The sequence below is a fragment of the Streptomyces poriticola genome (assembly GCF_036689765.1).
Classification (GTDB): domain Bacteria; phylum Actinomycetota; class Actinomycetes; order Streptomycetales; family Streptomycetaceae; genus Streptomyces; species Streptomyces poriticola.
In genome coordinates, this window is the sequence record NZ_JBAGKH010000014.1 from 23,557 (window position 1) to 45,701 (window position 22,145).

The window sequence follows — 22,145 nt, forward strand, 5'->3', positions numbered from 1 at the left end:
GGTACGGTCTAGAGCATGACACCGACCTCCGAGATCCTGACCGCCGAGCGCATCCTCGAGGCCACCGAGGAGGTGCTGCGCCGCCACGGCCCGGCCAAGGCGACCGTGGTCGACGTGGCCCGCGCGCTCGGTGTCAGCCACGGCAGCGTCTACCGGCACTTCCGGACCAAGGCGGCGCTGCGTGAGGCGGTGACCAAGCGGTGGCTGGACCGCACCTCCGAGGCGTTGTCCGGGATAGCGGCCGAGGGCCGCGATCCGGAGGCCCGGCTGCGGGGGTGGCTCGCGGCCCTGTTCGAGGCCAAGCGCCGCAAGGCCGGCGACGACCCGGAGCTGTTCGCCACCTACACGGTGCTGACCGGCGAGAACGGCACCGCGGTCGGCGAGCACCTCGCCGACCTCACCGCCCAGCTCACCCGGATCATCCGCTCCGGCGTCGACACCGGCGTCTTCACCGCCGACGACCCGGAGGCCACGGCCCGCGCGGTCTTCCAGGCCACCGGCCGCTTCCACGACCCCGGCTATGCGCGCGAGTGGGGGCTGCCGGGCGTCGAGGAGGAGTTCGCGGCGGTGGTGGAGCTGCTGGTGCGGGGGCTTCGGGCCTGAGCGGAGGTACGGGCGTCCGGGCCGGGGTCCGCGGCGGGCCCACGGCCGGGCTCCGGAGCGTCCGGGACCGTCAGACCAGGGTCTCCTTGTAGTAGACGCTCGCCCGCTTTCGGGAATCCGTTTCCGAGGTGACCGACGCGAATCCCGCACACAGGCGCACCGCCTGCGGGTTGGCGGGGTCCGGTACCTGGATGGCCATGCCCTCCGGCTCTCGGTAGGGCAGGCTGTACCCGGCCCTGGTCAGCTCCTGCTCCACCACGCTGCCGCTGTTCCAGTCGATGCACGTGATGAAGGTGTTGCCGATCGGGCTGACCGACCCGTCCTTCCCGTACTGGGTGCCGGCGAGGAGGTACAGGAAACTGCCGAACGTGGCGAACCCCTGGAAGGTGTCCGGGTGGCCGGGCTGGAGATCGGCGGGCTGGGCGACATCGGCCAGCGTGGTCCGGTCGCCGGACTTGAACGCCTCCAGGTCGTACAGGCGGTAGCGGAAGGCTCCGCCGACGCGGCAGCGGACCGTGAGCCGCTGGTGCACCGGGTCCAGTGACACGGTGGTGCGGTCGACGCCCTCCTCCAGCAGGTACTGCACGAGGGCCGGGGAATCCGGCGTGAGGACCGTCCCGTTCGCAAACTTGAACCGGGCGAGACGGCTGCCCCAGCCGGTCTGGGTGCCGTCCGGGTTCTGCGACTGGACGGCCTCGGTCTCCGTCCACAGATAACTCCCGGACGCGGTGGATTCCACGCCGATCTGCACACCGTGCCCGAATCCCTTGAGATACATGGCGCCCATGATGTTCCCGGCGAGGTCGGTGCGGGTGACGCAGAGGTCGCCATTGGCGCCGCGCTCGGTGCCGGAGTAGGCGCGGGATTCTCCCGGAAGCTGCCGGCCCCCGTCCACGAGCTGCACGAAGAAGATGTGCTTGCGGGAATTGTCGAAGGCCAGCGACTGCAGGACCCGGGTCTCGTTGAGGCGTATCTCGCGCAGCAGCCGCTCGGAGGGCGCGGTGAGGGCGAAGCGCGGCGACGCGGGCACCGCACCGGCGGTGGCCTCGGCCCCGGAGCCGTCGGCGGGCTGGGCGAATCCCCGCGCGGCCAGGGCGACCGCCGGGACCGTGGCGGCGGTCGCCGCGAGGCCCGTGAGCTTCAGAATCCGTCGGCGCTCAAGCATGTGCGTGAAACCCCTAGAAAAGGATGAGTGTCGCCGTCATGGACCGTTGCGCAGGAAAAGGGACATCTCGAGCATCGAGGTCCGGACGACATGTGGTCGGTCATTAAAGCACCCGGAGGGCGAGAGCCGGACGGGGTTGGATTCGGCCAATCCCTTGGTTATTCTCCGGTCGCCTGTCCGCTCACCCTCGGGTCGCTTTTCCGCTGCCATGCGTGAGGGAATGTGGTCGTGATCCTGCGCTGCCGGATCGTGTCGTGTTTCGGTTCGATGGGGTGGGGTTTTCGTGCGCGCATTCAGACGCGGCGTGGTGCTGGGTGCTTCCGGTGCACTGCTGGCCGGTCTTCTGTCGGCACCTGCGTTCGCGTCGGTGGCCTCGGCCGCCTCCGCCGCCGCGGCCCGGCCGACGGACCGGACGGCCGACGTCCCCTCCCGGTCCGCGCAGGCCGTCCCCGAGCAGCAGGCGGAGCCGACCGCGACCCGGGCGCCCGGCGTCGACTGGCCCGAGCCCGCCCACGGCCGGGTCGACCTGACCCGCACGAAGCCGGGCGAAGCCCTCGCGGTGACGCCGTCGGGCGGAGTCGTCGACGCCGACGCCGCCGGCAAGGCGGCCGAGTCCGCGGTCGTCGCCGTCCGGACGCCGAGCACCGCGCAGATCGCCGCCGCCGGCACACCCCCGCAGCACGAGCTCGCACCTCCGCAGCGGTACAAGTCCACACCCCCGTCCTCGATGCGCTCGGCCCCCGGGCTGCTCCCGGACGCCGGGCTCATCGCCCCCGCCGGGCCCAAGCCCGACGCGGTCGACGTCGAGGTCCTCGACCGCACCGACGTGAAGCCGGTCGGCGGGGTGGGCCTGGGCCTGAAGGTGACCCGCGCCGACGGCGGCACGGCACCCGGCCCGGTCCGGGTGGACATCGACTACTCCGGCTTCCGCAACGCCCACGGCGGCGACTTCGCCTCCCGACTGCGGCTGGTGCAGCTGCCCGCGTGCGCGCTCACCACCCCTGAGAAGGCCGGTTGTTCCCCGGACCACCGCCGCTTCATCGACGCCGACAACGACGAACGGACGGGCACGCTGTCCGCGACGGTCTTCGCCGACGCCGACCCGGCCGCGGTGACCGCCGCAGACAGCGGCGGCCCCCGGCTGAGCTCGTTCGCGGCCCCCGCCACGACCTCCGGCGCCACCGTGCTGGCCGTCACCACCGGTTCGTCGTCCGACGAGGGCGACTACCGGGCCTCCGCACTGAACCCGTCCGGATCCTGGGACGTGTCGGTCGGCTCCGGCGCGTTCACCTACGACCTGCCGCTGCGGCTGCCCGAGGCCCCGACCGGGGCGACGCCCTCGCTGAGCCTGTCGTACAACTCGCAGTCCGTGGACGGACGTACCTCGGCCACCAACAACCAGGCGTCCTGGGCGGGCATGGGCTGGGACCTGGAGGTCGGGTTCATCCAGCGCCGCTACCAGAACTGCACCCAGGACGGCCACCCCACGTTCGGCGACATGTGCTGGGACTCGCCCAACTCCGGCATGGAGCCGGACGGCGCCATGTACGTCATCAGCCTCAACGGCGTCACCTCCCAGCTGATCCAGGACGACGACGGCACCGGCTCCTACCACCTGCAGGACGACCCGGGCTGGCGGGTCCAGCACCTGTGGGGCGGGCACGGCAGCGACGACGAGTACTGGGTGATCTCCAGCCAGGACGGCATGCGCTACTACTTCGGCTGGGGGCGTGACGAACGCACCAGGAGCGCCACGGACTCCGTGCTGACCGTCCCGGTGGTCGGCAACGACACCGGCGAGCCGTGCCACGCCCAGTTCCCCGAGCCGTGCACCCAGGCCTGGCGCTGGAACCTCGACCGTGTCGTCGACCCCAACGAGGTCGAGAACGCCTACTTCTACGACAAGCAGAAGAACCACTACCGCTCCGTCGTCAACGCCGACAAGGCCCGTCCCTACGACGCGGGCAGCTATCTGACCCGCATCGAGTACGGCTGGGCGTCCCAGATCCCCGGCGCCCAGCTGCCCGCCAAGGTCGAGCTGAAGCACGTCGGCCGCTGTGTGGAACGGATGGCCGAGAAGGACCCGCTCACCACCGAACCCGCGGCCTGCCCCGGCATCTCCGGCAACCCGGAGTCCTACCCGGACGTGCCCACCGACCTGATGTGCGACGGCACCGCCGGGGACAACCACTGCGCGGGCATGACGTACTACCCGACGTTCTTCACCACCGACATGCTGTGGGACGTCAAGACCTACGTCCGCAACGACGACGCCTCCGCCTGGGCGCCGGGCATGCAGTACCAGATGAAGTACGGCCTGCCGAACCCGGAGGGATCGGTCGGCAAGACCCTCTGGCTCGACTACGTGCAGCGCAAGGGCTACGGCGACGGCCCCGACCTGCGGCTGCCGGTCATCAACTTCAACGGCGAGTGGAAGGACAACCAGGTCGGCTCGGGCCTGCTGAACTTCCGCCGGGTCACCGAGGTCCACGGCGACCTCGGCGCCGTCACCCGCGTCACCTACGGGCAGCCGGACGCCTGCGACATCAACAGCCTGCCCAGCCAGTCCTCCAACACCCAGCCCTGCTTCTGGCAGAAGTGGACGCCCGAGGGCGAGACCGAGGCCCGCACCGGCTGGTTCAAGAAGTACGTGGTCACCCAGGTCTCCGAGGACCCCGGCGTCGGCCAGGGCGCGGGCAGCGACGGCGACCCGACCATGACCACGCGCTACGAGTACAACGGCGGCGCCGGCTGGCGGTTCCCCAACGACCCGCTGACCAAGGACGAGGACGAGACCTGGTCCGACTGGCGCGGCTACCAGCAGGTCGAGGTGTTCACCGGCACCAAGAGCAACGCCGCCTCCACCTACCACTGGCTCTACCGCGGCCTGGACGGCGACCGCACCTCCAAGACCGACTCGTCGGCCACCCGCAGCGTCAAGGTCAAGGACGGCTTCGGCACCGAGTACACCGACTCCGCCTGGCTCGCCGGGCGCACCATCGAGACCAGCAAGCGGGACGGCGGCGGCAGCTCCCACGAACGGACGCTCAAGGAGTACTGGGTGCACAACACCGCCCAGTACGACGGCCTGCCCGACGCCCGGTTCGTCCGCGACAGCAAGACCTCCACCCACCAGAAGACCTCCACCGGATGGCGGGTGCACACCGTCAAGGACGAGTACGACAGCTCCTCGGCCACCAGCACCACCTACGGCCTGCCGCTGCGCACGAACGACTGGGGACTGGAGAACCACGGCGACAACCGGTGCACCACCTACGGCCGCGCCTACCAGACCGCCAACTTCCCGGGCTCCGACGTCAAGCGCTGGATGGTGCTGGAGGACGAGCGGCGGCACTACGCGGCCGACTGCGCCGATCGCTCGGCGGCCAACCGGGACGCCTACGCGGTGACGCTGTACGACGGCGCCACGTCCGTCGCCGGCAACGATGCGGCGCTGGCCGACGGCAACATCACCGAGCAGCGCGTCCACACCGACGCCACGCACTACCGCAGCACCAAGAAGGAGTACGACGCAGGCGGCCGGGTCACCGCGACCGTCGACGGCGAGGGCAACCGGACCACGACCACCTACTCGCCGGCCACGTCCTGGCCGGTCCAGGGAGTCAAGGTCACCACACCCGACCCGGACGGCACCGGCCCCGGTACGGCGATGTCCACCACCACCTGGTCCTCCCGGCTGTGGGGCACCCCGTACCGCGTCCTCGACGCCAACGGCCGCACCGCCCGCGTCGTCCACGACTCCGTCGGCCGCTTCAGCCAGGTGTTCAAGCCGACCGAGATCGGCAACTACCCCGGCGGCAACCCGTCGATGACGTTCGACTACACCATCCCCACCGACACCAGCTCCGCGGGCGTGCCCGACACGGTGACCGGGCCGCCGCGCGTCACCACCGGCGTCCTGCAGTCCGGCAGCAGCTACGTCAAGGAGTACACCTACCTCGACGGGCTCGGCCGTGAGCGGGAGACCCAGAAGACGGCACCGGACGGCACCGGGCGCACCGTCGTGTCCACCCGCTACGACACCTCCGGCAACAACACCGGCACGTCCGCGCCCTTCTACAACTCCGGCGCGGCCGGCTCCGGAATGGTCCTGCCCACCGTCGCCGACCTGCCCTCCTACACCGACCTGATCATCGACTTCGCCGGGCGGACCACCGAGTCCCAGATCCTCGTCGGCGGCGAGGTCCAGGCCGCAGGCCACACGCGGACCTACCACCACGGCGACCACACCGTCGACGTGCCCGCCTCCGGGGAGCGCAAGGAGACCCACTACGACGTGTTCGGCCAGGTCACGAAGGTCGTCGAGCACGGCCCGACGGGCCCGGCGACGACGTCGTACGAGTACACCCGGAGCGACGGCCTCAGGAAGATCACCGACGCCAAGGGCAACACCACCGAGTACACCTACAACTGGCTCGGCGAGCGCGTGACGACCGACGACCCCGACACCGGAGCGTCCACGACCACGTACGACGGCAACGGGAAGATCGCCACCACCACCGACGCCGAGGGCCGCACCCTCACCCACGAGTACGACGCGCTGCAGCGGCTCACCGCGGTGAAGCAGGGCGCGGCCACCCTGTCGACGCTCACCTACGACACCGCGCCCGGCGGAAAGGGCGAGTCGGCGTCGTCGACGACGTACGCGAACGGCAAGGCCTACACGCAGTCCGTCACGGGCTACGACGACCGCGGCCGGATCACGGGCAAGCGGACCACCGTCCCCGACGACGGCTCCGGCCTGGCCGGCACCTACACCTTCGGCTACGGCTACGACCTCGCCGACCACATGACCAGCGTGCAGCTCCCGGCGATCGGCGGACTCCCCGCCGAGACGGTGACCACCGCCTACACCGCCCAGGGCAACCCCGCCACGGTCACCAGCCCGCTGGCCACCTACCAGTCCGCCGTCGGCTTCGACCGCCTCGGCCGCATCGACGCCCGTACCTACGGAACGTCCGGCGGATCCGGCGCGACGGTGAACCGCGCCTACACGTACCACGACGCCGACGGCACCGGACTGCTGTCGACCGTGCAGAGCACGACCACGGTCGGCGGCACCACCGAGCAGGTCCAGGACGACACCTTCACCCGGGACCTCGGCGGCCAGCTCGTCGACGCCCACGACGCGCTGACCGGACAGAGCGAGTGCTTCGCCTACGACGAGCTGAACCGGCTCGCCCGGGCCTGGACCACCCAGGACACCGACGGCTGCGCCGGCGCCGCGACCCCGGACCTCGGCAGTGCACTCGACCCGTACGACACCGCGTACACCTACGACGAACTCGGCAACCTGCAGGCGGTCCGGGACACCACCGACGCGGGCACGGCCGTCCGGGATTACACCTACCCGGGCTACAGCGCGGACGAGTCCGCCTACACGCCCGGTCAGCCCAGGCCGCACGCCGTGACCAAGGCCGGAGCCGACGTCTTCGGCTACAACGACGCGGGCCAGATGACCAGCCGCACCGTCGACGGGATCACCTCCGCGCTGGAGTGGAACGCCCAGAACCGCGTCACCGGCGTCACCGGCGGCGGACCGGGCGGCGACGAGGTCTCGTCGTACGTGTACGACGCCCAGGGCAACGTCCTGCTGCGCACCTCACCCGACGAGGCCGTGCTCTACCTCGACGGTCACGAACTGCACCGGACCGAGGCCGGGGGCGTCCGCGCCGCGCGCTTCTACTCCGCCGCGGGCACCGCCGTCGCGATGCGCGTCGCCGACGGATCCGCCGAGGGCGAGCTGACCTGGCTGCTGACCGATGCACAGGCCTCCACCTCGCTGCTGGTCTCCACGGCCGGCGTGGTCACCCGCCGCCGCTACGCCCCCTTCGGCGAACAGCGCGGCACCGCGGGGAGCCTGCCGTCCGGCGTGGACAAGGGCTTCCTCGGCAAGGCCGAGGACGACTCGACCGGGCTGTCGCTGCTCGGCGCACGGATGTACGACCCCGCCCTGGGGCGCTTCATCAGCCCGGACGAGCTCAGCACCCCCCAGGATCCGCAGAACCTGAACGCGTACTCCTACTCGGCCAACAACCCGACGAACTTCAGCGATCCCTCGGGGCTGCAGATCGCCGGGATTCCCAGCTTCGTCGTGGAGAGGGGCATCCAGGAGTCGATCGCGGCCGGCGAGCTGCCGCCGCCCGACACTGGCGGGGACGCCGTCTACTTCGTCGTCCACGACTTCTCCACGGCCGGCACCTGTGTGGGCAAGGTGTGCGGGCCCACCGCCAAGGTCGTCAAGTTCACCCCGGACGACGGGGAGTACCAGATCTTCGCGACGATGAAGAAGATCGCGTACTGCATCGAGAACTGGGACTCCGACGAGTGCTTCCCCTGGGAGCAGGTGGCGGCGATCCACGACGCCATCGACAATGGCGAGATCCACCCCTGCACCGGCGGGATCGACTCCTCCGGGCAGTGCCGTCAGCTGGGCGACGCCTACTCCGCCGGCCTCGCGCCCTGGCTGTCGGACACCATCACCAAGGGGCAGTACGGGACGACGTTCTGCTTCGTCGTCTGTACGGGCCCGTCCGTCGCCGGTGACGGCAAGGCGTACTGGAACGTCGGTGCGGTCGGGTTCGGCAACATCGGGCACGCCGGCGGCTTCAGCTCCGCTCCCAGCAGCGAGCAGTCCTACTTCAGCCTCATGGGCTGCGCCAGCCTCGGCGTCGGCGCGTGCGGCGTGGTGGGGACCCGCTCCAACCCCGACCTCAGCACCTGGTCCCCGGACCAGGCCAGCACGCACAACTACTGGTACGGCGCGAACTTCGCTCCGGGCGAGGGATGGTTCGCGGGGATCAACATCGCCATCCCGCTGAACTAGCGCGTGTCGCTGCCGACGGGCCGGACAGCCGCAGGCCGCCGTGACGGGCGGCCTGCGGCTGTCGCCCGGCAGCGTGTCTCAGTGGGTCAGCTGGAAGTTGTTGCGGTTGTTGGTGACGGTGCCGTGGCTGTTCTCGTTCTTCGTGATGTTGATGTTGTTGTACATCGGCAGCAGGCCGTCCAGGGTGATGGGCACCAGGGTGTCGCCACCCCCGTCCCCGTTGCCGTCCCCGTTGCAGTCCCCGCCCGTGAGCATGGTGGGATCGCTCGCCTCCGCCGGGCCGCTGCCGCCGCCGGTGACGGTCGCCGTGTTGACCAGCGAGCAGGGGGCGTCCGGGGCGACGTCGACGACCAGCGTGATCGGGTCGTAGCTGGTGCCCGGATCCAGCGGGTCGCTGCGGAAGCACTCGAACGACTCGGCTGAGATATCGCACTCCCAGCCGGAGCCGCCGACGTCGTCCACGGTGAGCCCGGCGGGCAGTCCGTCGGTGACCCGCACGCGTCCCAGGGTCGGCCCGGCGTCCGCCGCGTTGGTCACGGTCAGCACGTAGGTGCCGGTGCCGCCTCTGGGGAAGTTCCCGCTGTGTTCCTTGGTGAGGGAGAGCAGCGCCGGCCCGGCAGGATCCTCGATCGGGGCGGTGTGCGTGGCATCCTGCGGGACGTTGACGGCATCGCCGCCGTCGACCGTGGCGATGTTCGTGACGCTCGGCGGCGCGTCGTCGGGGATGAGCACGGTGACCGACAGCGTGGTGGTGTCCCCGGGGGCGAGTGGGGTGCTGCGGGTGCAGGTGAAGGTGCCGACGCAGTTCCAGGACCCGTCGGGGATGACGATGCCGTTGAGGGTCAGGCCCGCCGGAATCGGGTCGGTCAGCACGATATCCCCCGAGGTCGGCGCCTCCCCGGTGTTCGTGACCTGGATGATCCACTCGCCGAACTGACCGCGGATGAAGGGTCCGCCGGCGGTCTTCGTGATCGACAGCTCGGCCATGTTCTGACGCGCGGCGTGCGCCGGGCCGGGCATGGCCGCCATCGTCAGTACGACCCCCAGCGCCACCGCCACGCAGGCCAGCCAGCGTCTCAGGCTCTGATGTGTCATGTCTCACATCCTCTGTCCGTGGAAGTCCGTCGCCTGCCTCCGAACGGCGGTCAACGGGCGAAACGTCCCTCGGACAACGACGCTCCGTCCTCCCGGAGGCACGGCCCCGCCACGGCATTCACCCGGTCGCCCCCCACGATGCCGCCGAGGAGCCGACAGATCACGGCCCCGGGGCCGGCCCGGTGCGGCCCGACGGGTCAGCCGGTCAGGTCGGGGTCCGGTCCGCGGTGATCTGCCAGAAGGCGCGCATCAGCGGCGTCGGGCGCGGGTCGTCCATCGCGACCTGCGTCAGCAGGATCGCGGTCGTGCCGGTGGCCGGGACGATGTGCGCCGTGGTGCCGGTGCCGCCGGTCCAGCCGTAGCGGCCGGGGACGTTCCACGGCTCGGCTGTGGTCAGGTCGACCTGACCGCCGTAGCCCCAGCCCTGGCCGTCCAGGAACAGCCGGCCGATCCCGCGCTGGCGGCCGGTCAGATGGTTGACGGTCATCCGGCGCACCGAGGCGGGGGAGAGGACCCGCCGCCCGTGCGCCGTGCCGTCGGCCAGCAGCATCCTGGCGAAGGCCAGCCAGTCGCCGGCCGTCGAGACCAGTCCTCCGGCCCCCGAGGGAAAGGCCGGGAGGGTGCTCCACTGGCCGTCGGGGGCGTCGGCGAGTTCGAGTGTGCGGTCCTGGGCGATCCCGTAGTAGCTGGTGAACCTGGCCCGCTTCGCCGCCGGGACCGCGAAGCCCGTGTCGGTCATGCCCAGCGGCTCGAACAGGCGCTCACGCAGCACCTCGGGCAGCGGCCGGTCCGTGACCCGGGCGATCAGCAGGCCCTGGAGATCCGAGCAGGTGTTGTACAGCCAGGCCTCACCCGGCTGGTACAGCAGCGGGACGCCGGTGAGGGCCGCCAGCCACTCGTCCGGCGCAGCGACCTGCTGCGGGCTGCGGCCGTCCTTGTGCACCGCGAACAGCGGCTGCACGGCGGGCGAGGAGAAGTCCGACGGGAAGCCCCAGCCCGCCCGGGAGCTCAGCAGGTCCTCCACCGTGATGGGGCGGGCGGCCGGGACCACGTCGTCCGGGGGAGCGGACGGGGTGCGTACGACCGTCGGCTTCGCCAGCTCCGGCAGCCACGCGTCGACCGGGTCGGCGAGCCCCAGCCGCCCCGCGTCCACCAGCGTCAGCAGGGCCGCGGCCGTGATCGGTTTGGTCAGCGACGCGATCCGGAACAGGGAGTCGCGTGTCATCGGGGCGGTGCCCGCTGCGTCCGTATGGCCGACGGTCACCACCTCGACGTCGTCGCCGCGGGCCAGCAGTCCCACGGCTCCCGGTACCGCTCCCTCGTCGACGTGCCGTCGCAGGGTGGCGTCCAGTGCGGTCGGTTCGCTCATCGGCGGGCCCTTCGCGCTCACGGTCGTACCACGGTCACTCCGTACGACTGCCGCGGCGGTCCGAAGTCATCGGTGGCGTGCAGCCGCAGCCGCTGCACGCCCCTTCCCCGGAACGCGGGCCGGGGCACCGGGATGGGAGCGTCACCGGGATGAGCGCTCGAAGTGCGGGAACCCGGGCCATGACGGAAGGTGATGTTCTCATCGGGCGAGACGGTCACGGAGGACGGTCATGGCTGAGCAGCAGTCGGCGCGGACGCTTCCGCAGCCCCTGCACGCGGCCGCGTCGGCACTGCAGAAGGTGCCGGGAGCCGGAATGGTCGGCAGGGCGGCCGGGGAAGCGCTGGACAGGATCGGAGCCGTCTCGCCGCGCGGACGGCGGATCGCGGTGTACACGGGGGCAGGGGCACTGGGCCTCGCGGGGCTGGTCGAGTGGCCCGTCGCGGTCACCGGAGCGGCGGTCGCCTGGCTGACGCAGTCGCGATCGCGGGACGGCGCGGAGGCGGAGGCCGCGGGAGAGACGGGCGCGCAGGAGCGTGGCAGCACGGAATCCGGTGGCGCCGACGGTGGTCGGAGCGCGGGCGCGAAGAAGACGGCGGCGGCCGGGAGGACGGCCTCCGCGACGAAGACAGCCTCCGCGAGGAAGACGGCGTCTGCGAGGAGGACGGCGCCTGCGAAGAAGGCCCCGTCCGCGCGGAAGACGGCCTCCGCGAAGAAGACGTCGCCCACGAAGAAGTCGGCGTCCGCGAAGAAGACGTCGCCCACGAAGAAGACGTCCCCCGCGAAGAAGACCGCCTCCGCCCGCAAGTCGGCACCGGCGAAGACGACGGCAGCAAGGAAGACGGCCTCGGCGAAGAAGACGTCCCCCGCCAGGAAGTCGGCGTCCGCGCGCAAGAGCACGTCCAGGCCCCCGAGCACCGCCCGGAAGACGTCCGCGTCGGCGACGCGGGCGCGCAGCGGAAAGGCGGGCTGAGGGGCCACCGACGGGTGTGGGACTACCGATGGGCGTGGCGCTGCTGAGGAGCGTGGGCGCTACCGATGGGCTTGGGGTTTCCGATGGGCTTGGGACTGTCGACGGGCGTGGGACTTCTGACCCGTTCCTCCGACCTCGTCACCGACGTCGCGCTGGCCGGGCCCCGGCTGCTGGCGCGCGGGACCGCGCCCGCGGTCGGGGCCGCGGCCGGCGCGGTGGCGGGCACGGCGCGGGCCGGGGTACGGAGTGCGGACTTCGCGGCGCGGGCGGCCAGGGCGGCCCGCGCCGCGCTGCCGGGTGGCCCCGGGCACTGGCGGGCCGGGTCCCGCGCCCATCTCGCGCTGGCGCCCACCGCGCCGGACCGGGTGCGCCGGGCCGGCGGTACCCCGCGTGTGGCGCAGCGGGTGGCGACGGCGCTCGCCGACCACCCCGACGTGGCCTTCGCCTACTGGGACGCCGGGCTGGCCCGGCTGGTGGTGGCCGCCACCGAGGACGCGCTCACCGACCGGGTCGTGGACCGGGCCGACGAGGTCGCCGCCGAGCACGGGCTGCGGCGTGCCGACGATCTGGTGGAGGAACTGGCCCACCCCGGCGACCCGACCTCGGTACGGGTCGCCGCGACCGCGCTGGGCGCCGACGTGCTGGGCGTCGCCGCGGGGCTGGCCGGCTCCGCGCTGCGGCTGCCGCCCTCGCCACGGCTGGTGACCGCCGTGGCGACGCTGCTGCGCGAGAACCCCGCCTTCCGGGCCCGGCTGCGCGAACGGCTTGGTGCCTCGGGGATGGATGTGGCGCTGGCCGTCGGCAACGCGGCCGTGCACGGCGCCGGGCAGTCCCCGACCTCGCTGGTGCTCGACGGGGTGCTGCGCATCAGCCAGTTGGGGGAGGCGGTGGCACGGACGGCGGCGTTCGAGGCCGTGCACGACCGGCTGTGCGCCCCGGGCCGGGACAGCCTGCCCGCCGACCCGTCGCTCCGGCCGCCGCTGCGCTCCGCACCGGCACAGGAGTATGCCGCCCACGCCTCCACCGGCAGTGTCGCGGGCGCGGTCGCCACCCTGCTGGTCAAGCACGACCTGAACGAGGCGGCCGAGGCGGTGCTGGCCGGTTCGCCGAAGGCCGCGCGGTACGGGCCGGCCGTCTTCCAGGCCGTGCTGAGCGCCGCACTGTCCCGTACCGGTGTGCTGGTGCGCGACCCGGAGCGGCTGCGGCAGCTGGAGATGGCCCGCACCGTCGTCCTGCACCCCAGCGCGCTGCGCCGGCCCGGCGAGAGCGCGGATCCGTGGACCGAGGACGTGCTGGACGCGGCGCGGCGCGCCGGGCTGCGCGTGGTCATGGTGCAGGACCCGGCGCTGGCCGACTTCACCGGCCTCGCCGACCAGGTGGTACCCGCCCGGCGGCCGCTGCCCGAGGTGGTCCGGGCGCTGCGTGCCGAGGGCGGCGTCATCACCGTCGTACGGCCCCGGCCGGGCGACGACCCCGTGGTACTGCACGGGCTGCTCGCCGGCGACGTGGCCATCGCGCCGACCGACGCGGACGCCGCGGTGGCGTGGGGCGCGGACGTGCTCGCGCCGCACGGGCTGGCCGATGTGTGGCGGGTGCTGCGGGCGGTGCCGGCGGCGCGTACCGTCGGCCGCCGGTCGCAGACGCTGGCCCGGTCCGGGGCGGCGCTGTCCGGGCTGCTGGTGGCCGTCGGCGAGGCCCGCCGGGGCCGGGGGCAGGGCCCCTCGTCGCTGCTGGCCAGGCGGCACGCACCGGTGGACGCGAGCGCGGCGGCGGCGCTGTTCTCCGGCACCCGGGCCGCGCTCGGCGTGGCGCTGGCCCGGGCCCCGCACCCCCGGCCCCGGGTGGCGTGGCACGCGCTGGACGCGGCGGGCGTACGGAAGCGGCTGGACCGGGAGAAGGAGCCGGAGCCGACCGCCGTCGAACAGCTCACCGCCCGGATCCGGGCGGTGGCCGACCGGGCGGGCCGGATGCCCCCGCTGGCGCCGGTGAAGTGGACCTGGCAACTGGGGCGGGCCGTGCGCGGGGAGCTCGACGACCCGCTCACCCCGGTGCTCGCGGTCGGCTCGGCGGCCGAGGCGATCCTCGGCTCCGCCATGGACGCGCTGCTGGTCGTCGGTGCCCTCGATCTGAACGCTCTGGTCGGCGGCTTCCAGCGGCTGCGGGCCGAGCGGGCGCTGGCCGGGCTGCTCGCGCAGCAGAAGCAGAAGGCGCGGGTCGCCGACGAGGAGACGCACGACGCGTCCGCCCCGGCGCCCCCGGCGCATGTCGTGGACGCGGCCAAGCTGCACCCGGGCGACATCATCGAACTCAACACGGACGACGTGGTGCCCGCCGACGCCCGGCTGCTGTGGGAGGACGGCCTGGAGGTCGACGAGTCCGCACTGACCGGCGAGTCCCTGCCGGTGGACAAGTCGGTCGACCCGGCGCCGAGCGCCCCCGTGGCCGAGCGGTACTGCATGGTCTACGAGGGCACCACGGTGGTGGCCGGCCGCGCCCAGGCCGTCGTCGTGGACATCGGCGACCACACCGAGGCGGCCCGCGCCGTGTCGCTGGCGGCGCGTATCCCGGCCGCCGCGGGTGTTCAGGCCCGGCTGCAGGAACTGACCCGCAAGGCGCTGCCGCTGACGATGGCGGGCGGTGCGGCGGTGATCGGCCTGTCGCTGCTGCGCGGGGCGCCGGTCCGGCGGGCGGTCAGCGGCGGCGTGGCGGTGGCGGTGGCAGCGGTGCCGGAGGGGCTGCCCCTGGTCGCGACGGTGGCCCAGCTGGCGGCGGCCCGCCGGCTCGGCCGCCGCGGCATGCTGGTGCGCACCCCGCGCACTCTGGAGGCGCTGGGCCGCATGGACACCATGTGCTTCGACAAGACCGGCACCCTCACCGAGAACCGGCTGCGGCTGGTGAAGGTGTCCACCGCCGACGGCTCGGTGTACCGGCCGGGCGCGGACGAGGCCGCCGACACGGTACGGGCCGCGGCCCGCGCCTGTCCCCGGTTCAACGGCGACGGCGGCACCAGGCCCACCCATGCCACCGACGAGGCGGTGCTGGCCGCCGCGGGACCCGACCCCGGCTGGACCCAGGACGGCGGGCTGCCCTTCGAGACCTCCCGCGGCTATGCCGCCGCCGTCGGCCGGGAGACGGGCCGGCCGCCCGTCCTGGTGGTCAAGGGCGCCCCGGAGACGGTGCTGCCCGCATGCACCGGACTGACCGACGACGCCACCGAGGCGGCGCACGGCCTGGCCCGCTCCGGGCTGCGCATCATCGCGGTGGCCCAGCGCAGGCTGACGGACGGCGAGGAGGTGGAGGATGCACTGGAACAGCCGCCCGGCAAGCTGGAGTTCACCGGGCTGGTGGCGCTGTCCGACGTGGCGCGCGAGACGTCCCCGGCGCTGGTGCGCGGGCTGCGCGAGACGGGCGTACGACCGGTGGTGCTGACCGGCGACCATCCGCAGACCGCCCGTGCCATCGCCACCGACCTGGGCTGGCCCGAGGACGCGGTCGTGGTGACCGGTGACGAGCTCGCCGCCGCCGACCGGTCGCAGCGCTCCCGGATGCTGCGCGACGCCGATGTGGTGGCCCGGGTGGCGCCCGAGCAGAAGCTCCAGGTGGTGGAGTCGCTCCGGGACGCGGGCCGGGTCGTCGGCATGGTCGGCGACGGCGCCAACGACGCCGCCGCGATCCGCGCCGCCGACATCGGCGTCGGCATCAACGCCCGCGGCTCGGCCGCCGCCCGCAACGCCGCCGACCTCGTCGTCACGGGCGACGACCTGCTCGTCCTGACGGAGGCGGTGCGCGAGGGCCGGGCCCTGTGGCACAGCGTCGCCGACGCCATCGCCATCCTCATCGGCGGCAACGCGGGCGAGGTCGGCTTCGGTCTGCTCGGCACGGTCCTCGGCGGGTCGGCGCCGCTGTCGACCCGGCAGATGCTGCTGGTGAACCTGTTCACGGACCTGTTCCCGGCCATGGCGGTGGCGGTGACGTCCCTGGAGGAGGCGGACGACGCGGGCCGCACGGACGACGCGGGCCGCACGGACGGCCCGCAGGACGGCGGGAACGGCGGGAACGGCGGGGACGGTGCGAGCGGCGGGAACGGTGCCGGCGGCGGGAGCGGCGCGCCCGCGACCGATGCGCCGCTGGGCACCGCGGTCCTCGGGGAGCCGCTGATCCGGCAGATCCGGCACCGGGCGCTGACGACCTGTCTGGGCGCCACCGTGGCCTGGCTGTTCGGCCGGTTCACGCCGGGCACGGAGCGCCGCGCCACCACCATGGCGCTGTGCGCGGTGGTCGGCACCCAGCTCGCCCAGACCCTCGCCGACCGCCGCGGCAGCCGCCTGGTCCAGGTCACCTCCCTGGGCTCCGCCGCGGCCCTCGTCGCCCTCGTCCAGACCCCCGTCGCGAGCAACCTCTTCGGCTGCACCCCCCTCGGTCCCCTCGCCTGGACCGGCGTGGCCCTCGCCATCACCGTCGCCCTGGCCGGCCAGCGCGCCGTGCCACGGGTGGAGGAGGCGGTGGCCAAGTGGTGGCCGGTGGTGGCGCAGCGGCTGCCGGAGCCGGTGCGGCTCACCGCAGGGTGAGCGCCGTCTCCGACTCGACGCGGGTCAGCTTCTCCGGGTTGCGTACGTAGTAGAGGCCGCTGATGCGGGCGTCCTCCACCCGGATCGCCAGGATCCCGTCGAGCTCGCCGTCCACCCGTACGACAAGGGCCGGGTTGCCGTTGACTACGGTGAGCTCCGTGCTGATCCGTCCCGAGGTCCTCCGTATGCCGCCGATGTAGAAGCGGGTCACCTTCTCGGCACCGGCCACCGGCCGCAGCGCCGCCTGCTTGATGCCGCCGCCGTCGCCCACCAGGACGACGTCGGGGGCGAGCACGTCCAGCAGGCCCTGCGGGTCCCCGGTCTCCAGCGCCTGCCGGAACGACTCCACCACCGCCCGCGACTCGCTCGGCGAGACCGTGTGGCGGGGCCGGCGGGCGTCGACATGCCGACGGGCGCGGTGCGCGATCTGGCGGACCGCCGCCGGGCTCTTGCCGACGGCGGCGGCGATCTCGTCGTAGCCGACGTCGAAGGCCTCGCGCAGGACGAACACGGCCCGCTCGGTCGGCGAGAGCGTCTCCAGGACCAGCATCAGCGCCATCGACACGCTCTCGGCCAGCTCGACGTCCTCGGCCACGTCCGGCGCGGTCAGCAGCGGCTCCGGCAGCCACTGGCCGACGTACGCCTCCCGGCGGCGCTTCATCACGCGCAGCCGGTTCAGCGCCTGCCGGGTGGTGATCCGTACCAGGTAGGCGCGGCGGTCGCGGACCTTGCCGAGGTCGACGTCGGCCCAGCGCAGCCAGGTCTCCTGCAGCACGTCCTCGGCGTCGGCCGCCGAGCCGAGCATCTCGTAGGCGACGGTGAAGAGCAGGTTGCGATGGGCGACGAAGGCCTCGGTCGCCGGGTCGGTGGTGCCGTGGGCGCTCATCGTTGCCCCCGCGTCTCTCGTCCGCCGCCCCGGGTCACTGGGCGATCTCTGCCCCGGCGGGAGCCGGAGTCCCCTGGTCCTGCAACAGCTTCCGCCGCTTGGCGCCGCCCGGGACGCGGTGCAGCCGGTACGCGCCGGGCTTCTGCGCCTCACCGGCCAGCTGCTTGATGACGCTCCGGCACACCATCTCCTTCAGCCGCGCTCCGGGCCGGCCGCCGACGTGGAACCCGACCGCGACGTCGTGCCGGTGGGCGAACTGGAAGATCCCGGCGCCCCGGCCCAGGCTGATGCACTGGCCGGAGAACATCTCGTTGAGGGGCGCGGGCCGGTCACCCGCGATCCGGCTGAGCACCGTGTCGGCGGCACGCGCACCCAGCGGGATCGCGGCCTGGCAGCTCATCCGCAGCGGCAGCCCGGACGGTGCCGCCGAGTCCCCGGCCGCGACGATCCTCCCCTCGTCCACACTGGTCAGCGTCTCGTCGGTGACCAGACGGCCCAGGGCGTCGGTGGTCAGCCCGCTGCGCACGGCCAGGTCCGGCACCCCGAACCCCGCGGTCCACACGGTCACCGAGCTCGGCAGCTCGCGCCCGTCACCGAGCCGCACCGCATCCCGGGTCACCGCCGTCACCTTCGCCTCCGGGCCGGCCAGCACGGTCACGCCGAGGCCGGCCAGCCGCGCGGCCACCGAGCGCCGCCCGCGCGGATGCAGATACGGGCCGAGCACGTCGCCGCAGACCAGGGTCACCGCGCGGCCCGTCTCCGCCAGCTCGGCTGCGGTCTCGATACCGGTCGGACCGGCCCCGACGACGGTCACCGTGGCGGCGGGTGCGGCGTCCAGCACCGGCCGCAGCCGCCGCGCCTCCTCGAGGCCGGCGATCGGGTACGCGAACTCGGCCGCGCCGGGCACCCGCGGATCGGCGCTGCCGCTGCCCACCGCGTACACGAGGTAGTCGTACGCCACCGCGCCACCGCCCGTCAGCGTCACCTTGCGCCCGGCCGTGTCGATCCGCTCCACACTGCCGACCACCAGCCGGACCCGCTCGCCGAGCACCTCCCGGAAGTCGACGACCGCGTCGCCGGACCCGCTCACCAGCTGGTGCAGCCGCACCCGGTTGACGAACTCCGGGCGCGGGTTGACCAGCGTCACCTTCACATCGTCGCGCCGCGTCAGCCGATTGGCCGCCATCACGCCGGCATACCCGCCGCCGACCACGATCACATCGGTCACATCGGTGTTCTCAGTCATGGTGTTTCTCCTGTGCTCAGAGGCCTACGCCCTCCAGACACCGCAGGGCCGCCGATTGTGACACCCGCTGCCGCGGCGGTTTCGCGGCATCGGACGCGGCGCGGGTGCCGCAGCGGGTTCGTGAGGCGCGTCACGCCGTCTGCCGGCCCTTCCGCCCACCTCGGGGCACCGTTCGGCGCACGGCACAATGGAGGGATGTCCACCTCGTCCACGCCCACCGCTCACCCGTCGCTGCTGATCGGCCCGCACGCCGTGCAGCCGCCCGTCGTCCTGGCCCCGATGGCCGGGATCACCAATGCGCCCTTCCGGACCCTGTGCCGGGAGTTCAGCGGCGGCAAGGGGCTGTTCGTGAGCGAGATGATCACGACGCGGGCGCTCGTCGAGCGCAACGAGAAGACCATGCAGCTGATCCACTTCGACCCGACCGAGCGGCCGCGCTCGATCCAGCTGTACGGCGTGGACCCGGCCACCGTCGGCAAGGCCGTCCGCATGATCGCGGAGGAGGACCTCGCCGACCACATCGACCTGAACTTCGGCTGCCCGGTCCCGAAGGTGACCAGGAAGGGCGGCGGATCCGCCCTCCCCTACAAGCGGAACCTGCTGCGCGCGATCCTCCGCGAGGCGGTCAGCGGCGCCGGTGACCTCCCGGTCACCATGAAGATGCGCAAGGGCATCGACGACGACCACATCACCTACCTCGACGCCGGCCGGATCGCCGTCGAGGAGGGCGTGACCGCCATCGCGCTGCACGGCCGCACGGCGGCACAGCACTACGGCGGCACGGCGGACTGGGACGCCATCGCCCGTCTGAAGGAGCATGTCCCGGAGCTCCCGGTGCTCGGCAACGGCGACATCTGGTCGGCCGACGACGCCCTGCGGATGGTGCGCGAGACCGGCTGCGACGGCGTCGTCGTCGGGCGCGGCTGCCTCGGACGCCCGTGGCTGTTCGCGGACCTGGTGGCCGCCTTCGAGGGGCGCCCCCGGGACACCGCGCGGCCCACGCTCCGCGAGGTCGCCGACGTCATGGTCCGGCACGCCACGCTGCTCGGCGAGTGGATCGGCGACCGGTCCCGCGGCGTGATCGACTTCCGCAAGCACGTCGCCTGGTACCTGAAGGGCTTCGCGGTCGGTTCCGAGATGCGCAAGCGGCTGGCTGTCACGTCCTCGCTGGACGAGCTGCGGGCCGGGCTGGACGAGCTGGAGCTCGACCAGCCCTGGCCGGACGGCGCCGACGGCCCGCGCGGCCGTACGTCCGGCAACAACCGCGTCGTCCTGCCCGACGGCTGGCTGAAGGACCCGTACGACTGCGCGGGCGTCGGCGAGGATGCCGAGCTGGACACCTCCGGCGGCTGACCGGCACCCCCCGGCTCAAGGCCCGGACGGGTGCGGGGTCGAGCCGTACGCCGTCAGGAAGCGGTCGCGGAAGGCGTCCATCCGCCACACCGGGGCGTCCTGCGCGGGGCGCAGCCCCTCGGACCAGTCCCAGTCGTCGATCCGGTCCAGCACCTGCGGGTCCTTGGCGACGATCGTCACGGGGACGTCCCGGCTCGCCCTGAGGCCGGTGACCCGGGAGCGCGGCTGGTGGTCGCCGAGGAACACGAGCACGGTGTCGTCCTGGCCGTAGCGCTCCAGCCACTGGGTGAGGCTGGTCAGCGAGTACTCGACCGACTTTCCGTACTCCTCGCGGGACCTGGTGGTGTCCGCGATGACGTCGGCCGGGTCCTCGCCCGCCTTCTCCATGGGCCCGAAGATCCGCCCGTCGCCCAGCTCGTCCCAGCCGACCATGCCCGGGATCGGCGCCCACGGCTGGTGGCTGGAGGTCAGGATGACCGCCGCCATCAGGTCCCGGTCGCGCTCCCTGCCGTGCTCGAGCCGCTGGAACGCCTCCAGCGTGTACTGGTCCGGCATCGTCGACCAGCTGAACTTCGGGCCCCGGTAGCCCAGTTCGAAGGCGTTGTAGACGTTGTCCAGGCCGTAGAACTCCGCCTCCGGCCAGGCCTTCTGCACGCCCGGCATGACCCCGACGGTGTCCCAGGCGCCCGTCCTGCCGAACGCCTTGGTCAGGCTGAGATGGTCACCGGCCATGACGGTGCGGTAGCGCTGCTGGCTGTCGATCCACAGGCCGGACATGAACGTGGAGTGGCCCAGCCAGCTGCCCCCGCCGAAGGTCGACGAGGTCAGCCAGCCGCTCCTGGCCCGGTACCCGGCCTCCGCCAGCGCCTCGTTGCCCGCCTCCAGCGTCCGGCCGACGCCCGGCGCGATCAGCGGGTCCTCCAGGGCGCTGCGGCCGTAGCTCTCGATGAACGTGAAGATCACGTCCTTGCCGCGCAGACCGGTGAGCAGCTGGTCGCCGGGCGTGGCCCCGAAGGTGTCCCGCTTCGCCTCCTCCGCGAACGCCGCCTCGTCGCGCAGGGTGTCCCTGGTCAGCTCCACCTGTCCCTTGACCATGTCGGCGGCCCGGTCGGCGGCGAGCGGTGCGCCGAAGAGCTGCACGCCCAGCGCCGAACACGTGATCCACACCGTGCCCGTGGCCAGCGCGCCCCGCGTCGCACGGGTCCGGTGCGCGGCCAGCAGCCGGGCCAGCCGCACCGTCGCCAGCGCGGTGAGCAGCGGCAGCAGCAGCGCCAGCACCACGGCGCCGACGGCCGCCAGGGCCGCGGTCGTCCCGCCCATCGCATCCGCCACGAACGCCTGGGCGTCGTCCAGCAGCCCCCAGTCCAGGATGGGATTGAAGCCACGGCCGAGGTACTCCCGGAACCCCATGTCGAGCAGGTTGAGCAGGGTCAGTACGCCGAGGGCGGTGCCGCTGAGCACCGCCGCCGCGATCCGCGCCCGGCGCGGCAGCGCGAGCAGCAGCGCGGCCCCGATGACCGCCTCCCCGGGCAGCCGCAGGAACCGCGTCGCGCTCAGCTCGGCCAGCGTGTTCGGCAGCAGCAGCGAGCCGAGGACCAGCAGCGCGGCCAGGACGGTCACGGACACGCCCAGTACCCGGGCGGCCAGGGGGTACCGCGTCCGCCGCTCCCGCACCGCCCGCACCAGCCGCCGCCACGGCGCCGGTGCGGCTTCCGGGTCCGGGTCCGTGTCCGGGACCTGGGCCTCGTCCTGGTCCGCCGGGCCCCGGACCCGGTCCGGGGACGCAGGGGTCCGGTCCGGCGTGTCCGGCGTCGCCCGGTCCGCGGTGGCCGAGGGCTCGTCGGGTCCTTCGTCCGGTCGGTCCGGTCGGTCCGGTCGGTCCGGTCGGTCCGGCGCTCGGGCTGCCGTGCCGGTCGGCACGTCGGCCGCCGCAGGGGTCTGGTCCGACTGCTCCACTTGCTCCGGCGGGCGGTCTGCCGTGTCCGGCGCTCGGTCGGCTGTGAGCGATGGGTGGTCCGGTTGGCCGGTGGACCGCTGCCGGTC

Annotated in this window: 11 protein-coding genes; 4 read left to right on the forward strand and 7 right to left on the reverse strand. The window is 73.2% G+C overall.

The features are described 5' to 3' along the window. Nucleotides 1-15: 15 nt before the first annotated feature. Entirely contained in the window at nt 16-603 is a 588-nt protein-coding gene (locus V5O46_RS18960) for a TetR family transcriptional regulator (protein ID WP_332885811.1), read from the forward strand. Nucleotides 604-673: 70 nt separating this feature from the next. Here the strand turns inward: V5O46_RS18960 and V5O46_RS18965 are convergent, their stop codons facing one another. Continuing rightward, nucleotides 674-1,768 (reverse strand): phage baseplate protein, encoded by a 1,095-nt coding sequence (locus tag V5O46_RS18965; RefSeq protein ID WP_332885812.1) that lies wholly within the window; start codon nt 1,766-1,768, stop codon nt 674-676. A 283-nt stretch (nt 1,769-2,051) separates the two neighbouring features. On the opposite strand from V5O46_RS18965, the gene V5O46_RS18970 reads away from it, so the two are divergent. Beyond that, nucleotides 2,052-8,615: an RHS repeat-associated core domain-containing protein gene (locus V5O46_RS18970; RefSeq protein WP_332885813.1), complete on the forward strand. Its 6,564-nt coding sequence runs from the start codon at nt 2,052-2,054 to the stop codon at nt 8,613-8,615. 78 nt (nt 8,616-8,693) lie between these two features. On the opposite strand, the gene V5O46_RS18975 is transcribed toward V5O46_RS18970, so the two are convergent. The 3 genes from V5O46_RS18975 to V5O46_RS18985 all read right to left on the reverse strand — a co-directional run bounded on the left by V5O46_RS18975 (nt 8,694) and on the right by V5O46_RS18985 (nt 12,057). After that, nucleotides 8,694-9,710 carry a COG1361 family protein gene (locus V5O46_RS18975; RefSeq protein ID WP_332885814.1) on the reverse strand — a complete coding sequence of 339 codons (1,017 nt, stop codon included), beginning with the start codon at nt 9,708-9,710 and terminating at the stop codon, nt 8,694-8,696. Between the two features lie 205 nt (nt 9,711-9,915). Continuing rightward, entirely contained in the window at nt 9,916-11,079 is a 1,164-nt protein-coding gene (locus V5O46_RS18980; RefSeq protein ID WP_332885815.1) for a serine hydrolase domain-containing protein, read from the reverse strand. A gap of 198 nt (nt 11,080-11,277) precedes the next feature. Continuing rightward, nucleotides 11,278-12,057: a hypothetical protein gene (locus tag V5O46_RS18985; protein WP_332885816.1), complete on the reverse strand. Its 780-nt coding sequence runs from the start codon at nt 12,055-12,057 to the stop codon at nt 11,278-11,280. A gap of 75 nt (nt 12,058-12,132) precedes the next feature. Between V5O46_RS18985 and V5O46_RS18990 the strand changes: the two genes are divergently transcribed. After that, complete coding sequence (locus tag V5O46_RS18990; protein ID WP_408649016.1) at nt 12,133-16,617, forward strand: cation-translocating P-type ATPase; 4,485 nt, start codon at nt 12,133-12,135, stop codon at nt 16,615-16,617. Here V5O46_RS18990 and V5O46_RS18995 read toward each other — a convergent pair. Then, on the reverse strand, nt 16,604-17,503 hold the full coding sequence (locus tag V5O46_RS18995) for an RNA polymerase sigma-70 factor (RefSeq protein WP_332885818.1): 900 nt from the start codon (nt 17,501-17,503) through the stop codon (nt 16,604-16,606). The genes V5O46_RS18990 and V5O46_RS18995 overlap by 14 nt on opposite strands. 34 nt (nt 17,504-17,537) lie before the next feature. Further along, nucleotides 17,538-18,749, reverse strand: coding sequence for an NAD(P)/FAD-dependent oxidoreductase (locus V5O46_RS19000; RefSeq protein WP_332885819.1), 1,212 nt, complete (start codon nt 18,747-18,749; stop codon nt 17,538-17,540). A 195-nt stretch (nt 18,750-18,944) separates the two neighbouring features. On the opposite strand from V5O46_RS19000, the gene dusB reads away from it, so the two are divergent. Next, nucleotides 18,945-20,102 carry a tRNA dihydrouridine synthase DusB gene (gene dusB / locus V5O46_RS19005; RefSeq protein WP_332885820.1) on the forward strand — a complete coding sequence of 386 codons (1,158 nt, stop codon included), beginning with the start codon at nt 18,945-18,947 and terminating at the stop codon, nt 20,100-20,102. Between the two features lie 15 nt (nt 20,103-20,117). Here the strand turns inward: dusB and V5O46_RS19010 are convergent, their stop codons facing one another. Beyond that, nucleotides 20,118-21,788 carry an alkaline phosphatase family protein gene (locus V5O46_RS19010; RefSeq protein WP_408649017.1) on the reverse strand — a complete coding sequence of 557 codons (1,671 nt, stop codon included), beginning with the start codon at nt 21,786-21,788 and terminating at the stop codon, nt 20,118-20,120. Between the last annotated feature and the right edge of the window lie 357 nt (nt 21,789-22,145).

Bases quoted from the DNA above. Each gene is read 5' to 3' on its own strand.
- V5O46_RS18975 (WP_332885814.1), bottom strand. From the start codon at position 9,710: ATGACACATCAGAGCCTGAGACGCTGGCTGGCCTGCGTGGCGGTGGCG.
- dusB (WP_332885820.1), top strand. From the start codon at position 18,945: ATGTCCACCTCGTCCACGCCCACCGCTCACCCGTCGCTGCTGATCGGC.
- V5O46_RS18990 (WP_408649016.1), top strand. From the start codon at position 12,133: ATGGGCTTGGGACTGTCGACGGGCGTGGGACTTCTGACCCGTTCCTCC.
- V5O46_RS18980 (WP_332885815.1), bottom strand. From the start codon at position 11,079: ATGAGCGAACCGACCGCACTGGACGCCACCCTGCGACGGCACGTCGAC.
- V5O46_RS19000 (WP_332885819.1), bottom strand. From the start codon at position 18,749: ATGACTGAGAACACCGATGTGACCGATGTGATCGTGGTCGGCGGCGGG.
- V5O46_RS18965 (WP_332885812.1), bottom strand. From the start codon at position 1,768: ATGCTTGAGCGCCGACGGATTCTGAAGCTCACGGGCCTCGCGGCGACC.
- V5O46_RS18995 (WP_332885818.1), bottom strand. From the start codon at position 17,503: ATGAGCGCCCACGGCACCACCGACCCGGCGACCGAGGCCTTCGTCGCC.
- V5O46_RS18960 (WP_332885811.1), top strand. From the start codon at position 16: ATGACACCGACCTCCGAGATCCTGACCGCCGAGCGCATCCTCGAGGCC.